Source organism: Methylobacterium sp. Leaf88, assembly GCF_001422795.1.
Lineage (GTDB): Bacteria > Pseudomonadota > Alphaproteobacteria > Rhizobiales > Beijerinckiaceae > Methylobacterium.
The window spans coordinates 58928-77865 of sequence record NZ_LMMK01000005.1; the positions used below are offsets into that span (position 1 = coordinate 58928).

The window sequence follows — 18938 nt, forward strand, 5'->3', positions numbered from 1 at the left end:
AAGGCTCTGCTTGGTCTCGGCGAAATCGGCGGAGGCCAGCAATTCGCGCAAGTACACCGTCTCGCGCCGGGCGTTCGGCAGCTCGATGCCGATGGCGTTGCGGCCGGGGACCACGGCGACGCGGGCGGAGACCGCCGACATCGAGCGGGCGATGTCGTCGGCGAGCGAGATCACGCGGCTCGACTTGGTGCCAGGCGCCGGCTCCAGCTCGTAGAGGGTGACGACGGGTCCGGGACGCACGGCCAGGATGTCGCCGCGCACGCCGAAGTCGCTGAGGGTCGCCTCCAGCAGGGTGGCGTTCTGCTCCAGGGCCTCCGACGAGATCTGGCTCGAGGCAGGCAGGCGCGGCGCGTCGGCGAGGAGCTCCAGGGCGGGATGCCGGTAGTTCTCGGCATTCAGGGGTTGGGGCGGAGCCGCGCGACGGGCGGCGGCCGGGACGGGCGGCGGGGCCGCGGGCGCCACCCGGGAGCGCGCCGGCGCGGCGGCCTCGACGGGCGCGGCCTCGACCTCGTCCGTGTCGTCGGCCTCCTCGTCGCCGTGATGCACGGGCACCGGAGGGCGCCGCGACGCGGACGGCGCCTGCGGCGGCGCGTCGAAGACCGGCTCGCGCCGGCCGTCCGACGAGGCCACCCGGGCATCGGGGGCGTGAGTCGCCCAGGGGGCGTCCTCAGGGGCCGCGAAGGCGCGCTGCGCGGCGAGGGCCGGCGAGGCGCCCGCATAGGCGAGCTCTGTGGCGGCGGCCGCGCGCTCGGCGCGCCAATCGGCGATGCGCGCCGCCAGGGCTGTGCGCCCGCCCATCAGGGCCTGCGCCATCGCCCCGAGGGAGACGATGCCCAGGCTCGGCTCGTCGTCCTCGTAGCGTCCGTCCTGGCTGGCGTCGGGCCGGCCGCGCGCGGGCTGGCGCACGGGGGCCGGCGGCGCGTCGTAGGCGTCGAGATCCTCCGCATCGAGCTCGCCGACCCGGCAGGCCCCCGTGAGGCACAGGATCGCGACGCCGGCGAAGAGGAAGCCCGCGAAGGCGCGGAACGGGGTCGCCACGATCCCGAGCATCGTGCGGGCGGCATGCATCAGCGCGTCGCCGGCGACGCCGCCGAGGCCGGTGGGCAGGGGCCAGCGCGCCGTCGAGGGCAGCGCGCTCGCCACCGCGCTCGCGGCGAAGAATCCGATGATCCACAGGGTCAGGCGCAGGCCGCCCCGGGGCAGCGCCCGCGTGCGCATCAACTGGATGCCCCAGAGCGCCGGGGGCAGCACGAAGGCCAGGGAGCCGAGCCCCAGGAGCTGCATCGCGAGGTCCGAGACCACGGCGCCGCCGGTGCCCAGGACGTTGTGGGCAGGGTGGTCGGTGGCGTGGTTGAGGCTCGGATCGTCGATCGACCACGTCGCCAGGGCGACCGTCAGCGCGGTGGCACCGGCAAACAGCACGAGACCGCCCAACTCCGTCATTCGCTTGGCCAGGAACGGGCGAAAGCTGTCGACGAAAGTATCGTAGGGCGATGCGGAACGGCGAAGCGAGCGCATGCGGTACCAGACACGATGGGGAACTGTCCGGCGACGGTAGCGTCGCCGGAGTTAACGGCTGGCTAAGGTTGAGACTTCCCTGCGCGCACCGTTGCAATTCCGTCCTTCCCTGGGTCGCTCCGGCATCGAGTCATTCCGGTGCGGTGGGCGCTTCGCGGGCAGGTGGCGCGCGACCGGGCAGGTCCCGTCTCACGGCCCCGTGAGGCCGCGGGACGCCTGCGCAGAGCCCGCTCGACTGGGGGGCCGGAACGAGAAAGGCCCCGGTCGCGGGGACCGGGGCCTTTCCGTCCGACGCCCGGGGGCGTCGTATGGCTCAGTAGTTGTAGGCGCGCTCGCCGTGATCGGCGATGTCGAGGCCCTCGCGCTCCTCGTCCTGGGTGACGCGCAGGCCGATGGTGAGATCGACGAGCTTGTACAGGATGGCGGAGCCGACACCCGACCAGACGATTGTGAAGCCGACAGCCTTGATCTGGCTCATCAGGGCGGCGCTGGTCTCGTAGGCGCCGACCGCGAGTTCACCGGGCTTGGAGGTGTAGTCGGGCAGGCCGACGCCGCCGAAGTCCGGGTTCACGAGCAGGCCCGTGGCGATGGCGCCCAGGATGCCGCCGATGCAGTGGACGCCGAACACGTCGAGGGAGTCGTCGTAGCCGAGGGCGTTCTTCACCGTGGAGCACATGATGAAGCAGACCGCGCCGGCGACGAGGCCGAGGATGATCGAGCCCATCGGGCCGGCGAAGCCGGCGGCCGGGGTGACGGCCACGAGGCCGGCGATGGCGCCCGACAGCATGCCGAGGAGGGACGGCTTGCCCTTCAGCATCCACTCCACGAACAGCCAGGAAAGGGCTGCGGCGGCGGTGGCCACGAAGGTGTTGAGCATGGCCATGGCGGCGGTGCCGTTGGACTCGAGGTTCGAGCCGGCGTTGAAGCCGAACCAACCCACCCAGAGGAGCGAGGCGCCGATCGCCGTCATGGTCAGGGAGTGCGGGGCGAGCAGGTCACGGCCGTAGCCGATGCGCTTGCCGAGCATGAGGCAGCCGACGAATCCCGCGATCCCGGCGTTGATGTGCACCACGGTGCCGCCGGCGAAGTCGAGGGCGCCCCACTTGAAGAGCAGGCCGGCATCGGCATTCACCGCGTCGAGGGCCGCCTGGGCGGTCGCCTTCGAGGCGTCGTCGGTGGCGGCGGCCAGCGCCTTGGCGGCGTTGCCGACCGCGTCCGGGCCACCCCAGTACCAGACCATGTGCGCCATCGGGAAGTAGATCAGCGTGGTCCAGAGGATCATGAACACGACCAGGGCCGAGAACTTCATCCGCTCGGCGAAGGCGCCGACGATGAGGGCCGGGGTGATCATCGCGAACGTCATCTGGAAGCAGATGTAGACGTATTCGGGGATCACGACGCCGTTCGAGAAGGTGGCGACGGTGGAGTTCGCGTCGATGCCCTTCAGGAAGGCCTTGGACAGGCCGCCGACGAAGTCGTTGAGGCCGCCGCCGTTGGTGAAGGCAAGGCTGTAGCCGAAGATCACGAACAGCAGGCAGGAGATGCAGGCGATGGCGAAGACCTGCGTCAGGACGGAGAGCATGTTCTTGGTGCGAACGAGGCCGCCGTAGAACAGGGCGAGGCCGGGCACAACCATCAGCAGCACCAGGGCGCTGGAGATGAGCATCCAGGCGGTGTCGCCCTTGTTCGGGACGGGCGCGGCGCTCGCGGCGGCCGTCACGGCCTCCGCCGTGGGCGTCTGCGCAAGGGATGGCTCGATGAACAGGAGTGCCAGCGCGGCACCCCCCAGCCCGAGCGCCAGGGCATTGCGAAGCTTCATGGAAACGAGACTCCCGATCGCGGTGCGATGTTGATGTGAAGGGGACGTGTCAGGGGCGCCCGGACGCGATCGTCCGGACAGGCGGTCGCCTCAGAGGGCGTCGACGTCGGTCTCGCCGGTGCGGATGCGGACGGCCTTCTCGAGGGGCACGACGAAGATCTTGCCGTCGCCGATCTGGCCCGTGCGGGCGGCGGCCGCGATCGCGTCGATCACGCTCGCGACCAGGTCGGAGGCCACGGCCACCTCGATCTTGAGCTTGGGCAGGAAGCTCACGGCGTACTCGGCGCCCCGGTAGATCTCGGTGTGGCCCTTCTGGCGTCCGTAGCCTTTCACCTCGGTCACGGTCAGGCCGTGGACGCCGATGCCGGTCAGAGCGTCGCGGACCTCCTCCAGCTTGAACGGCTTGATGATGGCCATCACGATTTTCATGGGCGACGCCCCCTTAAGCTACGAGTTGAGTTCGACGAGGTGAACCGAGTGGACAGACACATGCGCGCGTGGAGGCCACCGGCCGGCGCACGCAAGCGTCGCGACACGATCGGACCGGCCGGTGCGCCCGGGCCGCTTCCGACCCGTTCACCCGCACCCATATTCAAGGACTATGCCAACGGAACTTTTTTGCCGAACCCACATCTGCCCAAGAAGTATCCGGTCACTGACTCATGACGCGGCGTTTCAACGGCCAAGTTTGCCCGCAGATTAGGCACAGAGCCGACCAGGCAGGCAATTCGTGCACGGCGCAGGCGTTTTTCGCCGGTTGCGCCGAGCCTGTCAGGCCTCGGCGCGGCGCGGCCGGATCATGCCTTCCTGGGCCACGGACGCCACGAGGGTGCCGTCGCGCGTGAAGATCTGACCGCGCGCGAAGCCCCGGGCCCCGTCGGCGCTCGGGCTGTCCTGGGCGTAGAGCAGCCAGTCGTCGGCCCGGAACGGCCGGTGGAACCAGAGGGCGTGGTCGAGGCTCGCCGACTGGATCTCCGGGTCGAACACGGTCTGGCCGTGCGGGATCAGGGTGGCGTCGAGGAGCGTCATGTCAGAGGCGTAGGCGAGGACGGCGCGGTGGATCGCCGGATCGTCGGGCAGGCGGTCGACGGCGCGCATCCAGACGTGGAAGCGCGGCTCCCGCGGCGCCCGGCGCAGGTAGCGCTCGATCTCGACGGGCCGCAGCTCGATGGGCCGGCGCCGGCCGAAATAGGAGAGGATCGGCGCCGGGATCGCGAGCCCGCGCCGGGCGGCGTCGGCGGTGGCGGCAGGCGCCTCCGGCACCTCCTCCGGGGGAGCCACGTCCGGCATGGTCGCCTGATGGGTCGCGCCCGCCTCCGCGTCATGGAAGGAGACCGACATCGCGAAGATCGCCCGGCCGTGCTGGTGCGCGACGACGCGGCGGGTGGTGAAGCTGCGGCCGTCGCGGATGCGCTCCACCACGTAGTCGATGGGGGCCTTCGGATCGCCGCCGAGGAGGAAGTAGGCGTGGAGCGAGTGCGGCGGCCGGGTCTCCGGCACCGTACGGGTCGCCGCCACCAGCGCCTGCGCCACGACCTGCCCGCCGAAGACCCGGAACCAGCCCGTCTGCAGGCTCTCGCCCCGGTAGAGATCCGGCTTCAGGCTCTTCAGGTCGAGGATGTCGAGGAGTTCGGTGACGATGCCGGTCATGCCGCTTCCCTGGTCGCCCGGCGATCCGCGAGCCGGGTGGGCGCCGCGGCGCCACGGGCGATCCTTCACATGTGAACCATTCCGATGGCAAGGATCGGATCGCGAGGATCGGATCGCGAGGATCGGATGGCACGGCTTCGGGCCGGTTTCGGCGACCGGCCCCAGCGACGATGGCGCGGGCCCGATCCCTGACGCCGCGCGTTGCCCCCGGCGCCGGGGAATGGCACTCCCTCCCTGGCAGCGAGGGCGGCGGGGATCGGCATGGACGGATCGGAGAAGCGCGGAAACCGGCGCAGCGTGGTCATCGCCGGCGCTGGCATTCCCGGCCTGACGCTCGCCCTTGCGCTGGCCCAGGCCAACGGCCCGGCCTTGACGGTCACGGTCTGCGATCCCGCTCTGAGCGCCGGCGCGGCGCGCCATGCCGGGCGAGCCTACGCGGTGGCGGCCGGCGGCCGGCGCATGTTCGCGCGCCTCGGCATCTGGGATGCGGCGCAGGGGGCGGCGCAGCCGATCCACGACATGGTGGTGAGCGACAGCCGCCTGTCGGACCCGGTGCGCCCGGTCTTCCTCACCTTTGCGCAGGAGGCGGAGGCCGGCGCGCCCTTCGCCCATATGGTCGAGGCCGAGCCCCTCGTGGCCGCGTTGCTCGCGGCGGCCGAGGCGGCCGGGGTGCTCTTCGAACCCACCGGCCTTCTCGAGGCCACGCCCGCCGGCGGCACCACCCGCATCGCGCTTGCCGACGGACGCGTGCTGGAGGCTGCGCTCCTGGTCGCCGCGGACGGGGCGCGCTCGCGCCTGCGCGAGGCCGCGAAGATCGGCTGGGTCGGCTGGTCCTATCCGCAGATGGGGCTCGTCGCCACGATCGGGCACGAGCGCGACCATGCGGGCCGGGCCTACGAGCACTTCCTGCCCAGCGGCCCCTTCGCCATCCTGCCCCTGGTGGACGGGGGCGCCCTCGGGCACCGCTCGTCCATCGTGTGGACGGAGCGATCGGCCGACGTGCCGGCCCTGACCGGAGGCGGCCCCGACGAGACCCTGGCGGAGATCGAGCGCCGATTCGGCCTCAACCTCGGGCGCCTGGCGCTGGAGCGGGGCCCGAGCGCGCATCCCCTCGCCTTCGGCATGGCCCGCAGCTTCCGGGGCGAGCGCCTGGCGCTCCTGGGCGATGCCGCGCACGTGATCCACCCGATCGCCGGCCAGGGCCTGAACCTCGGCCTCGCCGGCGCGGCGGTGCTGGCGGAGGCGGTGACCGACGCCCTCCGCCTCGGTCTCGATCCGGGAAGCCCGGACGTGCTGAAGCGCTACGAGCGGGGGCGCCGCTTCGACACCGTCGCGATGGGGGCGGTGACGGACGGGCTCAACCGCCTCTTCTCCAACGACGTGATGCCGCTGCGCCTCGCCCGCGATGTCGGCCTCGGCCTGGTCGACCGGCTTCCCGGCTTGAAGCGGCTGTTCATCGGCGAGGCGGCCGCTGCGCGCGGACCGCAGCCCCGGCTGATGCGCGGCGAGGCGCTCTGAAACGCGAAACGGCGACCCCTTCCGTCAGGAAGGGACCGCCGCACTGCGAATTCACCGCCTCGAAGAACGACTCGCCCGAGCTTTACTTGCCCTTGGCGGCCTTGTTGGCCTTCTCGCGCTCGATGCCCTCGAGGATCAGGCGGTGCGCCTCGTCCTTGCCGCCCCAGCGCTTGATCTTGACCCACTTGCCGGGCTCGAGATCCTTGTAGTGCTCGAAGAAGTGCTGGATCTGGTGGATCGTGATGTCGGGAAGGTCGGTGTAGTTCTCGATCCGATCGTAGCGCATGGTCAGGTGGCGCGACGGCACGGCGATGATCTTCTCGTCCTCCCCGGAATTGTCCTCCATCACGAGGACGCCGATCGGACGGGCGCTGATGATGGCGCCGGGGGCGATGGCGCGGGTGTTGGCCACCAGCACGTCGCAGGGATCGCCGTCGCCTGACAGGGTGTGCGGGATGAAGCCGTAATTGCCCGGGTAGTGCATCGCCGTATAGAGGAAGCGGTCGACCACCAGGGCGCCGGCCTCCTTGTCCATCTCGTACTTGATCGGGTCGCCACCGATCGGTACCTCGATGATGACGTTCACGTCGTCAGGCGGATTCTTGCCGATCGAGACCGCGTCGATGATCATATGTGTGCTCCCGCAAGCAGGGGCATTCCGGCCCCGTTGCCGGGTGTCTTAAGGCCCTTCCGCCGCGAAGGAAATCGTACCGTGCGGCGGGCGGCGACGTTTGCACGAAATTGTCGGGCGCGTTTCAGGGCCGGTCCGAGGGACCGAAGCGCCGGCGCCAGGCCGCGGCGAGGCGCTGGACCATGCGCTCGATCCAGCGGGCCGTGTGCTCCAGGGGAACCTTCAGGGCGGGCACGTCCTGGCTCAAGAGGGCGAGACCCAGGGGCAGCATCCACAGGCCGAGGATCGGCAGGATCGAGAAGATGCCGCCGAGGATGAAGAGGATCGCCGCCAGGAGACGGACCCAGATCCGCGACGGCTCGCGCAGCCAGTCCACGGCGCGGCGCATGCGGTCCGGCAGCTTCGCGCTGAGGTCCGTGACCCGCCTGTCCCAATCCGCCGCCGTCACGCTCATCCGTCGTCCCGCTCGCTCGCCCGAGGATCCGACTTGCCGAGCCGGACCGCAGGAGCGGCGCAGGCTTCGGCGAAGTCAGCTGAATCGGAAACCGACCTTGGGCAGAACCGTTCCGGCCATCCGGTCGACGGCCTGGCCGATCGCGATGCCGCCGAGCCCGGCATAGAAGGCGCAGGCCCGCTCGTTCCCTTCGAGCGCCCAGACCCCGACCCGGGTCAGGCCGTGGTCGGCCAGGTCGTTGGAAACCGCCCGGAACAGGCGGCGGCCGAGCCCGAGACCCTGGTAGGCCGGGCGGATGTAGAGCTCGTCGATCTCGCCGGGTGCCTGCAGGATGCGGCCCCGCGCCGGTCCGTAGACCGCGTAGCCGACGATGGTGCTCGCCTGCTCGACCACCACGAGGGGTCGGCTGCGCTGGGTGGCCCCGAGCCACCACTGCGAACTGCGCTGCGCGATCATCCGCTCCAGGGCGACCCCGGGGATGATCCCCCGGTAGGCCTCGCGCCAGGTCTCGTCGAACAGGTCCGCCAGGGGGTCGGCGTCGGCCGGACGGGCGCGGCGGATGCTGGTGGTGCTCGTTCGCATGACGGATCCCCGCGCTCGATGAAGACGATGGACGGTTCGCAATCGGTGTCGACCACCGCATCGGAGGCGACGATCCGGGCGAAGACAAGGCGACGGGGACCAACGCAAGGTCGATGCCGGTTGCTCCCCGCTCTCCACAGCGCGTTTGCCGCGGCCGCCGCGCACTGGTAGATCAGCCCCTCCCCGTCCCCGACAGAGCGGTCCCACCGTCCCCGTGTTCAACCGTTTCCTCTCGTACGAGACCCGCTACGCCCGGCGCATGGCGCGGATCGCGCGCTTCGAGCGCCCGATCGCCGGCCCGGTCTCGCGGGCCAAGGCCTGGGCGAACATGCTGCTGGTGGATCACGGGGTGTTCCGCCTCGCCTACCTGAATCGGCACCGGATCGGCGCGGGCAAGCTCTGGCGCTCCGCCCAACCGACGCCGCACCAGCTGGCCTGGTTCAAGCGCCAGGGGGTCCGTACCGTGATCTCCCTGCGCGGCGGGCGCGAGCACGGCTCCTGGCCGCTCCAGCGCGAGGCCTGCGAACGGCAGGGCCTGACCCTGGTGGAGTTCGTGCTGCGCTCGCGGGAGGCGCCCTCTCGGGAGACCATCCTGGCCGCCAAGGCGTTCTTCGACGGGGTCGCGTACCCGGCGATGATGCACTGCAAGTCGGGCGCGGACCGCGCCGGCCTCGCGGCAGCGCTCTACCTCATCCTGCACGAGGGCCTGCCGGTGTCGGAGGCCATGGGCCAGCTCTCGGCCCGCTACGGCCATTTCCGGTTCGCCAAGACCGGGATCCTCGACGCGTTCTTCGCGCTCTACCGCCGGGAGGGCGAGCCCAAGGGCCTGGATTTCCTGACCTGGGTCGAGACCGAATACGATCCCGAGGCGCTGAAGCGCTCGTTCCGCCCCGGCTTCTGGTCCGACCTCGTGGTGGACCGGGTCATCAAGCGGGAATAGCCGGGCACGAAAAACCCGCCGCGGCCGGGCCGGGCGGGCTTTTCATGGACCGTTCCCCAGGGCGTGGACGCCCGGCGGGATCGCCTCAGGCGGCGAGGCGGATCGTCGACGGGGCGTTCTCGTTGCTGGCGATGAAGCGACCGGAATTGGAAAGCGGGCCGTTGTTCGGCGTCAGGAGGTTCGCGGCCACGAAGACCAGCGAGACGTTGAGAGCGACGGCGGCGAGGACGAGAAGAGCGATCATGGGTGGTGTTCCAGGGCGATTGCGTTGCACCTGATATGGCACCGCACCATTTTCATTGGTATACCAAATTCTACACACCACTCATGCGAACCGCGCAGGGCTTTAACCGAACAGGTTTGCAGCGCGCCCCTGCTGCGCGAACACCGCATCGCTCGGCCGAGGATTTTGCAAGGCTTACCCAAAATCCGTATTAAGAATTTACTTCCCCAAGCTATAGATTTCGCAGCGCAGCATTCAGTTGAGCGACAGACTTTCGAGATCCATTGCGAAGGATGAGAGGTAGCTCGGACTTTCGCCGGTGAGGATGATCAGCGTCAGGATCAAACCTACCGCCCCCAGATACACGACCGCGAAGAGATCCTTGTCTTCCCGACCGGCCAGAACGATCCCGGCGAACGGGACCGTCTGAAGGGTGAGCGCTGCCGCTATGTTCATGGACAACCTCGGTTCCGGGACGGCCTCGACCTCGATCCGACCGTCCGTTCGATCCATCGCCCGATCGGCACGCATTCGGCCGATCGGACGTCGACGCCCGCCGCACGCGGGACGGCCTGCGCGTCAGGCGGCCTGGGCAGGCCGGGCCGCGACGGGAATCGGGACGGTCTCGTCGTTCAGGTAGCGCAGGCGCAGGGGCTTGAGCACGAACATCGCCAGGATCGCCGCCACGACGTTGAGGCCGATGATCATCGAAAACACCGCCGACCAGCCGTACTTGGCCGAGATGACGCTGGCGATCGGCACCAGGAACGCGGCGGAGCCCTTCGCGGTGTAGAGCAGGCCGGCATTCGTCGTGGCGAACTTCGAACCGAAGGTGTCGCCGCAGGTCGCCGGGAACAGCGAGTAGATCTCGCCGAAGACGCCGAAATACACCGCCGTGGCGAACACGAAGACCAGCGGATACGTGCCGTAGGTCAGGAGGGCGATGATCGCCAGGGCGGCGATCGAGAAGGCGATGAACATGGTGTTCTCGCGCCCGAGATTGTCGGAGACGAAGCCGAAGAACGGGCGTCCGAAGCCGTCAAAGATGCGGTCGAGGGAGATCGCGAAGGTGAGCGCTGCCATCTGCAGTCCAAACAGGCTGACGGGGACGTCCGCGACCTTGAAGTCGTGGGCGATCGGGGCAATCTGCGCCGCCGCCATCAGCCCGCCGGAGGCGACCATCACGAAGATCACGTACATCAGCCAGAAGACGGGGGTGCGCACCACCTCGCGCGGAGTGCGATCGACCTTGGCCTGCGGCAGGCGCAGGGTCTTGCGCTGGACCGGCCCGGCCTGGGACGGCTTGCGCAGGAAGAACGAGAGGAGGACCACGATGGCCCCCTGACCCAGTCCGAAGAACAGGAACGCATCCTGGTAGCCGTTGGTGGCGATCATCTTGGCGATCGGGACCACCGTGACCGCCGCGCCCGCACCGAAGCCGGCCGCGGTGGCGCCGGCGGCGAGGCCGCGGCGATGCGGGAACCACTTCAGGGCGTTGCCGACGCAGGTGCCGTAGACGGACCCGGCGCCGATGCCGCCGATGACGGCCGCCGCATAGAGCAGAAAGAGGGAATCGGCGTGGGCGTTCAGGAACCACGCCAGGGCGATCATGATGCCGCCGAAGCAGACCACGATGCGCGGGCCGTAGCGGTCGACGAACCAGGCTTCGACCGGCACCAGCCAGGTCTCGGTGGCCACGAAGATGGTGAACGCGAACTGGATCGCCGCGCGGCCCCAGTGAAACTTGGTGTCGATGGGGTCGACGAACAGAGTCCACCCGTACTGGAGGTTGGCGATCATCGCCATGCAGAGCACGCCGAAGGCGAGTTGCCACCATTTGGCGGACGGTGAGTCCTGAAGTTCCATCCCGAATTCCTTCTCGATCGGATCGTTCGCCCCGATCCTGCCAGCATGCATCAAATTTCTTTGTATGCAATATACCAGGGAATGAAATGTCGGTTCGGACGTGCGACGGTGACCGGACCCCGCGCGGAGGCTGGCGCCGTGTATCATCGTGCCGGTTGTGGAAGGATGCCCATGGGTCGGCTGCCGCACACCGAACGCGCGGCCCAGGCCCGCGGAACGGCCACGAGGGCCATCCGCCGCGGCATGGCGGCGGCCGGCCCCGGTGCGATCCTGCCCTTGCCGAGGGAGCGACGGGGCGGAGCCCCTATTCCGCGGCGATGCGGCTCGCCTCACGGTAGGGATGCGCCGGGTAGGTCCCGATGATCCGCAATTCGCGCGAGAAGTATCCGAGTTCGGCCAGCGCCCGCGACAGGCCCGGCTCCTCCGGATGGCCATCCACCTCGGCGTAGAACTGGGTCGCGACGAACTGGCCGTCGACCATGTAGCTCTCGAGTTTCGACATGTTCACGCCGTTCGTCGCGAAGCCGCCCAGCGCCTTGTAGAGGGCCGCCGGAATGTTGCGGACCCGGAACACGAAGCTCGTGACCATCGGGCCGGCCTCGGGCGAGACCGGCTCGGGCTCGGGCGAGAACACGACGAAGCGGGTGGTGTTGTGGCTCTCGTCCTCGACGTCGTGCTCCAGGATGTCGAGGCCGTAGACCTCGGCCGCCAGCGCGGGGGCGAGAGCGCCGCGCGTGGGATCGCCCGCCTCCGCCACCTCGCGGGCGGCGCCCGCCGTGTCGCCGGCCACGATGGGGCGAACGCCGAGACGCCGGATGATCTTGCGGCACTGCCCGAGGGCGTGGACGTGGCTGTGCACCGTCCGAATCTGCGCCACGGGCGTGCCGGGCAGGACCATCAGCTGGAAATGGATCGGCAGGAAGTGCTCGGCGACGATATGCAGGCCCGAGGTCGGGATCAGGTGGTGGATGTCCGCCACCCGGCCGGCGATCGAGTTCTCGATGGGTATCATCGCCCGCGTCGCGCGGCCCTCCTTCACGGCCGCGAAGGCGTCCTCGAAGGTCGGGCACGGCAGCGGGGTCCAGTCCGGATAGGCCTGGGCGCAGATGATGTGGGAGTTCGCGCCGGGCTCGCCCTGGTAGGAGACGATGTGTTGGGGCATGCGGGCTGGTCTTTCCGGGGCGCTTCAGTTCAGGCGGCGGGCCGACAGGATGGCGCGGGCGCGCGTAAGGTCGGCGGGGGTGTCGACACCCAGAGGCAGGTCGTCGACGACGATGGCGTCGATGCGCATCCCGGCCTCGAGGGCGCGGAGCTGCTCCAACTTCTCGCGTGTCTCGAGCTCGCCGGGCGGCAGGGCCATGAAGCGGGCGAGCGCCTTCCGGCGATAGGCGTAGAGGCCGATGTGATGGTAGAGCGGCCCCTCCCCCCAGGGCGCCTCGGCGCGGGTGAAGTAGAGCGCGCGCAGGCGGCGGGTGCCCACCGTGTGGCCGACGAGCTTGACCACGTTGGGATCACGCCTCTCGGAATCCTCGGTGATGATGGCGCAGAGGGTGGCGATGTCGACGGAGCGGTCGGCCAGCGGCAGGATCGCCGCGCCGATGATGCCCGGGTCGATGGTCGGTAAGTCGCCCTGGACATTGACCACCACGTCGTGGTTGCCCTGCGGATCGATGATCTCCAGGGCCTCGGCCAGACGATCCGATCCGGAGGGATGGTCGGCCCGAGTCAGGACCGCGAGGCCGCCCACGGCCTCGATGGTCTCGACGATGGCGGGCGTGTCGGTGGCCACCACCACGGGGCCGATGCCGGCCTCCACGGCGCGGCGCCAGACATGCACGATCATCGGCTCTCCAGCGAGATCGGCCATCGGCTTGTTGGGCAGGCGGGTCGCGGCCATGCGCGCGGGAATGAGGACGATGGGATCGGACATCGGTCTGGGCCCTGCTCCGGCTGGGGCCGGTGCTTACCAGCGGCGCCCCGGGTTGTCATGCTGGCGATGTGGCGCCGGGCCGGGAAAGCCGCGTCGGGCGAGGCGGGAACCGGATGCGCCCGCCCGCGTCTGAAGAAGTGAGGGATGGCGGCGACACCTGCCCGTCTGCGACTACGCGAAGCGTGACTCGGCCATTGTCAAGATCGGGCTTCAGCGGCTAAGCACCCTCGACCGTTTCCAAAGTCCGGCCCAGGTACGCGCTGGACTTCGCCCTGAATTCTCCCCCTCAGGCCGGCCGCACCGGAGTTGTCGAGAATGGACTCTTTCGAGCTGAACAAGGTCGCGGGTGCCGCGCTCGGCGCGCTGCTGTTCGCCGTGGGGTCGGGCTTCGTCGCCGAGCTGATCTATCATCCCAAGCCCGCGGGCAATGCGGGCTATGCCCTGCCCGAGCCGCAGCCGAAGGCTGCCGGTGGCGCCGCGCCCGAGGCGAAGGCCGAGCCCCTGCCGATCCGTTTGGCCAGCGCCACCGTCGAGAAGGGCCAGGCCGCGGCCAAGAAGTGCGCCTCCTGCCACAGCTTCGAGAAGGGCGGCCCGAACAAGGTCGGCCCCCATCTCTGGGGCGTCGTCGACCGCCAGCGCGCCCACGAGCCCGGCTTCGAGTACTCGGCCGCGCTCAAGGAGAAGGGCGGCACCTGGACCTACGACGAGCTCGACCACTTCCTGACCAACCCGAAGGGCTACGTCCCCGGGACCAAGATGGCCTTCGCGGGCATCACCTCGCCGACCGAGCGCGCCGACGTGATCCTTTACCTGCACAGCCTCGCCGATACCCCGGCGCCGCTGCCGGCCGTGGAAAAGAAGGCCGAGGGCGACAAGCCGGCCGAAGCCCAACCGGCCGCCGCAAAGACCGGGGATGCCAAGCCGGCCGAGGCCAAGCCCGATCCCGAGTCGAAGCCCGCGGCGGAAGTGCGGCGCGAGCAGGCGCCGAAACCTGCGGACGCCTCCAAGTCGACCGAGGACCAGAAGCCGGAGGTCGCCAACCCGGCGACGGCCGCCAAGCCCACCGTCGCGGGCGAAGAGGCGAACAAGCCGGCATCCGTGAAGCCCGCCGACGATACCCCGGTCGGGGCAGCCCCCGCCGCGCCTTCCGCTCCGGCCGCAACCGTGCCGGCCGAGAAGCCGGCCGGGCAGTAAGACGACTGTCTTCGCCGCTGACCGAGATGCTCTGAGCGAGATATCTGGAGAGTGACCAAGGCCGGGCCAGAGCCCGGCCTCTTCGTTCGAGGTAACCCTGCGTCAGCGGTCGAGGTCGAGGAATTCTTGCATGGCTTCTTCGAGGCGGCGCATGTAGGCGTCCTCCAGACGCCCGTCGATGCTCCCGACCTTCACGCGCGGGACCGCGACGATCTTGTCGACCTGGATCTGGCAGGGTTCGCGAAGTCCGTTGGCTGGGCTCGGCTCAACGTCGATCCGAAGCATCGGCGCCCCCAGCACACGCGCGCTCGTCATCAGGCACAGCGTGAGGCTGTCCGTGTGGAGAAAGCTGTCCGCCTGGATGACCACGGACGGTCGCGGTTTGCTCGTATAGCTTACCTTGGTGGCGAGGATCACGATCGCCTGCCGTCCGGTCACGACCGAGCTTCCGCATCCCCGAGATCTTGTAGGTCTGCGATCAGAGCCTCCGTCTCATCCGCGTCCGGCGGCTCTCGCGCACGTAGGCTTGAACGAGGGCGCGCAGCGCCCCGGACGGGGTGGTGCTGTCCCGCCACGCCGCATCCGCGAAGGCCTGCTTCAAGCGCTCATCGAGCCGTACCTGCAAAACCGCGCTGTCCTGGGCCATGATGGCTCCTTCATGACGCTTCTGTCGTACATGGGAAGCATACCACCGGGCCTATGGCTTGAGGCGCCGCGCCGCGGTCGCTCGCTCGCAAATCGGGACGGGGCCGTGCGCGCACGCGCCGGCTTGGCGTTCGCGGCCGGTCCGTCCTAGAACACCCGCCTGCCGTCGCCGGTGCGGCGGCGGACCCGCGCACCCGGAATCCGGAGACCGCCTGCCCGTGATGCGAATTGCCCTGATCGGACGCCTCGTCGCCACCCTCGCCTTCCTGGCCTGTGGCCTGCCCGCCCGGGCCGCCCCCGATCCGGATCCCGCCGCGCCGAAGGGCGCCTGGATGCCCGCGATCACGCTGATGGGCGAACCGAAATACGGCTCCGACTTCAAGCATTTCGATTATGCCGACCCGAGCGCGCCGAAGGGCGGCCTCGTGCGGCTGGGGGCTCAGGGGGGCTTCGACAACTTCAACTACGTGGTCTCGGGTCTGAAGGGCGATCTCGAGGGCGGAATCGTCCAGATCTACGATACCCTGATGACGGAATCGGCCGACGAACCGTTCACGTCCTACGGCCTCCTGGCGGACGGCGTGCGCCTCGCCGACGACCTGTCCGCCGTTTCCTACCGCCTGCGCGAAGGGGGCCGCTGGCATGACGGCCAGCCGATCACACCGGAGGACGTGGTCTGGTCCTTCGACGTCCTGAAGGCGAACAGCCCCTTCTATTCGGCCTATTACCAGACCGTGACCAAGGCCGTCGTCACCGGCCCGCGCGAGGTGACCTTCACCTTCTCAGAAGCCGGCAACCGCGAGCTGCCGCAGGTACTCGGCCAGCTGCGGGTGCTGCCCAAGCACTGGTGGACCGGTACCGACGCGCAGGGGCGGCCGCGCGACGTCACCCAGACCACCCTCGAGATCCCCCTGGGCTCGGGACCCTACCGGTTGGCGAAGTTCGAGGCTGGGCGCAGCGCCACCTACGAGCGGGTGGCGGATTACTGGGGCAAGGACCTGCCGGTGAATGTCGGCCGCAACAATTTCGGCACGATGCGCAACGAATATTTTCGCGACGCGACGGTGCTGATCGAGGCGCTGAAGGGCGACCTGTTCGACTTCCGGGCCGAGAACGTGGCGCGCAACTGGGCCACCGCCTACGACACTTTCCCCGCCGTGAAGGAGGGCCGCCTGATCAAGGAGGAGTTCCCGGATCGCGGCAACGGCAACATGCAGGCCTTCGTGTTGAACACCCGCCGGGCGAAGTTCGCCGATCCGCGGGTGCGCCGAGCCTTCAATCTCGCGATGAACTTCGAGGAGATGAACCGGTCGCTGTTCTTCGGCCTCTACAAGCGGATCGACTCCTATTATTTCGGCTCGGAGTTGGCTTCGTCCGGCCTGCCCCAGGGCGACGAGCTGGCGATCCTTGACGGCGTGAAGGACAAGGTCCCTCCTTCCGTCTTCACCACGCCCTACACGAACCCCGTCAACAGCACGCCGGACGCGGTGCGCGCCAATCTGCGCGAGGCCGTCGGCCTCCTGAAGCAGGCCGGCTACGAGCTGCGAAACGGCCAGATGACCGACGTCAAGAGCGGCGAGCCGCTCACCGTCGAGTTCCTGGAATTCCAGAGCGTGTTCGAGCGGGTCGTGCTGCCCTACGCGGCGCAGTTGAAGCTCATCGGCATCAACAGCACCCTGCGGGTCATCGACCAGGCCCAGTACCAGAACCGCCTGCGCGCCTTCGATTTCGACATCACCACGAGTTCGTGGCCGGAATCCCTCTCCCCGGGCAACGAGCAGCGCGAGTACTGGGGTTCGGCCTCCGCCGACAAGGCCGGCTCGCGCAACCTCATCGGCATTAAGGACTCAGGCGTCGACGCCCTGGTGGAGAAGGTAATTTTCGCGAAGGATCGCCCGGGCGTGCTGGCGGCGACCCATGCCCTCGATCGGGTGCTGCTGGCCCACAACTTCGTCGTGCCGCAATGGGGCTCGAACGTCTCGCGCACCCTGCGCTGGAACCGCTTCGGGCACCCGGCGGTGCTTCCGAAATACGGCAGCTCGGGCTTCCCCGCGACCTGGTGGTACGACGAAGCCCTGGCGGCCAAGACCGGGGCCCCACGTTGAGCGCCGGCCCGACCCGGCGTGCGGTCGTCGCAGGCGCCGGTGCCCTCGGGGCGACAATGGTGCTGCCGCCCCCCGTCCGGGCGGCGGCCCGCACCAGCCACGGCCTGTCGAGCTTCGGCGACCTGAAATACCCGGCCGACTTCCCGAACTTCGACTACGTCAACCCGGACGCGCCGCGGGGGGGGCGCTTCTCGGCGCAGCTCGCCGCCACCCTGGGCAACCAGGCCTCCGACACCTTCAACACCCTGAACATCTACGTCCTGCGCGGCGACGGCGCCGCCGGCATGAACCTGACCTTCGACTCGCTGATGGTCCGCGCCCTCGACGAGCCGGACGCCCTCTACGGGCTCCTAGCCCGCTCGGTGGAGATTTCCGAGGATGGGCTGACCTACCGCTTCAGCTTGCGGCCGCAGGCCCGCTTCCACGATGGCGCGCGCCTCACCGCCCACGACGTGGCGGCCTCGTTGCGCCTCCTGAAGGAGAAGGGCCACCCCGAGATCTCGCAGGTGATCCGCGACCTCGCCGAGGCCGTCGCCGAGGACGACGCCACGGTGACCCTGCGCTTCGCGCCCGGCCGAAGCCGCGATCTGCCCCTCTTCGTCGCCACCCTGCCGGTGTTCTCCGCCACCTACTACGCCAAGCGCGATTTCGAGGCCTCCTCCCTGGAGCCACCCCTGGGCTCGGGGCCCTACCAGGTGGGCCGCGTGGAGGCGGGCCGCTTCATCGAGCTGGAGCGGGTGAAGGATTACTGGGGCGCCGAGCTGCCGGTGAATGTGGGCCAGAATAATTTCGACGCCATCCGGTACGAGTATTTCCGCGATCGCCAGGTCGCGTTCGAGGCCTTCAAGGGCGGCGCCTTCACCTTCCGCGAGGAGTTCACCGCCCGGGTCTGGGCCACGGGCTACGACTTCCCCGCCGTGCAGGAGGGCCGCGTCCGCAAGGAGACGGTGCCCGATGCCCGTCCCTCGGGCACGCAGGGCTGGTGGATGAACACCCGCCGCGAGGCCTTTCGCGATCCCCGGGTACGCGAGGCGATCGGCCTGTGCTTCGACTTCAACTGGTCGAACGCCAACCTGATGTACGGCGCCTATCTCCGCACGGCCTCCTACTTCGAGAACTCGGACCTGAAGGCCACCGGCCGCCCGGCGCCGGAGGAGCTGGCCCTCCTCGACCCGATGCGGGGCGACCTGCCGGCGGAGGTCTTCGGCGAGGCCTGGAGCCCGCCGAGTTCAGACGGTTCGGGCCAGGACCGCGCCCTGCTCAGCCGCGCCGTGACCCTGCTGCGGGAGGCCGGCTGCACCCGCGACGGCGGCGTGATCCGCTTGGCCTCAGGCAAGCCGCTGGAAATCGAGTTCCTCGACAACGACCCGGTGTTCCAGCCGGTGACGCAGCCCTTCATTCGCAACCTCGGCCTGATCGGCATCCGCGCCAGCATCCGGCTGGTCGATCCGTCGCAGTACCAGGCCCGGGTCAAGGATTTCGACTTCGACCTCACCGCCCGCCGCTTCGCCAGCGGGCTCACGCCGGGGCCCGAACTCCGAGAGGCCTACGGGTCGCGCGCCGCCGGCACGCCCGGCTCGAGCAACCTGGCGGGCATCGCGAACCCTGCCATCGACGCCCTGATCGAGCGGGTGACGGAGGCGACCTCTCGCACCGACATGATCCAAGCCGCGCGCGCCCTCGACCGGGTGCTGCGGGCCGGCCGCTACTGGGTACCCATGTGGTACAAGGCCGATCACCGGCTGGCCCTCTGGGACGTCTACGGCCGCCCGGCCAAGGGGCCGACCTACGATCTCGGCGCGCCGAGCGTCTGGTGGTACGATGCCGCCAAGGCCCGGCGCATCGGCCGAACCTGAGGGACAC

General features: G+C 69.5%; 19 protein-coding genes. 5 read left to right on the forward strand and 14 right to left on the reverse strand.

Annotated elements, in window-relative coordinates; all coding sequences use genetic code 11:
• The 4 genes from ASF20_RS24835 to tesB form a co-directional block, all read right to left on the reverse strand.
• Positions 1–1518 (reverse strand): DNA translocase FtsK 4TM domain-containing protein (locus ASF20_RS24835; protein WP_244476314.1); only part of this gene is annotated, 1518 nt, incomplete at its 3' end.
• A gap of 313 nt (positions 1519–1831) precedes the next feature.
• On the reverse strand, positions 1832–3337 hold the full coding sequence (locus tag ASF20_RS03440) for an ammonium transporter (RefSeq protein WP_056212514.1): 1506 nt from the start codon (positions 3335–3337) through the stop codon (positions 1832–1834).
• 90 nt (positions 3338–3427) lie between these two features.
• Positions 3428–3766 carry a P-II family nitrogen regulator gene (locus tag ASF20_RS03445; RefSeq protein ID WP_055948310.1) on the reverse strand — a complete coding sequence of 113 codons (339 nt, stop codon included), beginning with the start codon at positions 3764–3766 and terminating at the stop codon, positions 3428–3430.
• Between the two features lie 342 nt (positions 3767–4108).
• Complete coding sequence (gene tesB / locus ASF20_RS03450) at positions 4109–4987, reverse strand: acyl-CoA thioesterase II (protein ID WP_056270824.1); 879 nt, start codon at positions 4985–4987, stop codon at positions 4109–4111.
• A gap of 261 nt (positions 4988–5248) precedes the next feature.
• Between tesB and ASF20_RS03455 the strand changes: the two genes are divergently transcribed.
• Complete coding sequence (locus ASF20_RS03455; protein ID WP_056270827.1) at positions 5249–6505, forward strand: FAD-dependent monooxygenase; 1257 nt, start codon at positions 5249–5251, stop codon at positions 6503–6505.
• An 82-nt stretch (positions 6506–6587) separates the two neighbouring features.
• On the opposite strand, the gene ppa is transcribed toward ASF20_RS03455, so the two are convergent.
• The 3 genes from ppa to ASF20_RS03470 form a co-directional block, all read right to left on the reverse strand.
• Positions 6588–7136, reverse strand: a complete 549-nt coding sequence (ppa, locus tag ASF20_RS03460) for an inorganic diphosphatase (RefSeq protein WP_056270831.1) — start codon at positions 7134–7136, stop codon at positions 6588–6590.
• A 124-nt stretch (positions 7137–7260) separates the two neighbouring features.
• Positions 7261–7590 (reverse strand): hypothetical protein, encoded by a 330-nt coding sequence (locus ASF20_RS03465; RefSeq protein WP_056212522.1) that lies wholly within the window; start codon positions 7588–7590, stop codon positions 7261–7263.
• A 75-nt stretch (positions 7591–7665) separates the two neighbouring features.
• Entirely contained in the window at positions 7666–8172 is a 507-nt protein-coding gene (locus ASF20_RS03470; RefSeq protein ID WP_056270834.1) for a GNAT family N-acetyltransferase, read from the reverse strand.
• A gap of 214 nt (positions 8173–8386) precedes the next feature.
• On the opposite strand from ASF20_RS03470, the gene ASF20_RS03475 reads away from it, so the two are divergent.
• The gene (locus tag ASF20_RS03475) at positions 8387–9112 is read left to right on the forward strand and encodes a tyrosine-protein phosphatase (protein WP_056270838.1); all 726 of its coding nucleotides are present in this window, start codon (positions 8387–8389) and stop codon (positions 9110–9112) included.
• A gap of 85 nt (positions 9113–9197) precedes the next feature.
• On the opposite strand, the gene ASF20_RS23770 is transcribed toward ASF20_RS03475, so the two are convergent.
• The 5 genes from ASF20_RS23770 to ASF20_RS03495 form a co-directional block, all read right to left on the reverse strand.
• Positions 9198–9356, reverse strand: a complete 159-nt coding sequence (locus ASF20_RS23770) for a hypothetical protein (protein ID WP_156389716.1) — start codon at positions 9354–9356, stop codon at positions 9198–9200.
• A 234-nt stretch (positions 9357–9590) separates the two neighbouring features.
• The gene (locus ASF20_RS03480) at positions 9591–9866 is read right to left on the reverse strand and encodes a hypothetical protein (RefSeq protein WP_244476315.1); all 276 of its coding nucleotides are present in this window, start codon (positions 9864–9866) and stop codon (positions 9591–9593) included.
• Between the two features lie 48 nt (positions 9867–9914).
• Positions 9915–11201 (reverse strand): oxalate/formate MFS antiporter, encoded by a 1287-nt coding sequence (oxlT, locus tag ASF20_RS03485; RefSeq protein ID WP_056271049.1) that lies wholly within the window; start codon positions 11199–11201, stop codon positions 9915–9917.
• Positions 11202–11505: 304 nt separating this feature from the next.
• Entirely contained in the window at positions 11506–12363 is an 858-nt protein-coding gene (locus ASF20_RS03490) for a prephenate dehydratase (protein WP_056270842.1), read from the reverse strand.
• Positions 12364–12387: 24 nt separating this feature from the next.
• On the reverse strand, positions 12388–13131 hold the full coding sequence (locus ASF20_RS03495) for a 3-deoxy-manno-octulosonate cytidylyltransferase (protein WP_056270845.1): 744 nt from the start codon (positions 13129–13131) through the stop codon (positions 12388–12390).
• A gap of 315 nt (positions 13132–13446) precedes the next feature.
• Between ASF20_RS03495 and ASF20_RS23035 the strand changes: the two genes are divergently transcribed.
• Positions 13447–14325, forward strand: a complete 879-nt coding sequence (locus tag ASF20_RS23035) for a cytochrome c family protein (protein WP_082501149.1) — start codon at positions 13447–13449, stop codon at positions 14323–14325.
• A gap of 102 nt (positions 14326–14427) precedes the next feature.
• On the opposite strand, the gene ASF20_RS03505 is transcribed toward ASF20_RS23035, so the two are convergent.
• Positions 14428–14763, reverse strand: a complete 336-nt coding sequence (locus tag ASF20_RS03505) for a type II toxin-antitoxin system PemK/MazF family toxin (RefSeq protein WP_244476316.1) — start codon at positions 14761–14763, stop codon at positions 14428–14430.
• Positions 14764–14803: 40 nt separating this feature from the next.
• The gene (locus tag ASF20_RS23775) at positions 14804–14971 is read right to left on the reverse strand and encodes a hypothetical protein (protein ID WP_156647938.1); all 168 of its coding nucleotides are present in this window, start codon (positions 14969–14971) and stop codon (positions 14804–14806) included.
• Positions 14972–15191: 220 nt separating this feature from the next.
• Between ASF20_RS23775 and ASF20_RS03510 the strand changes: the two genes are divergently transcribed.
• Entirely contained in the window at positions 15192–17075 is a 1884-nt protein-coding gene (locus ASF20_RS03510) for an extracellular solute-binding protein (protein WP_056270848.1), read from the forward strand.
• The gene (locus tag ASF20_RS03515) at positions 17072–18931 is read left to right on the forward strand and encodes an extracellular solute-binding protein (RefSeq protein ID WP_056270851.1); all 1860 of its coding nucleotides are present in this window, start codon (positions 17072–17074) and stop codon (positions 18929–18931) included. The genes ASF20_RS03510 and ASF20_RS03515 overlap by 4 nt, the downstream gene beginning before the upstream one ends.
• The last annotated feature ends 7 nt before the right edge of the window (positions 18932–18938 follow it).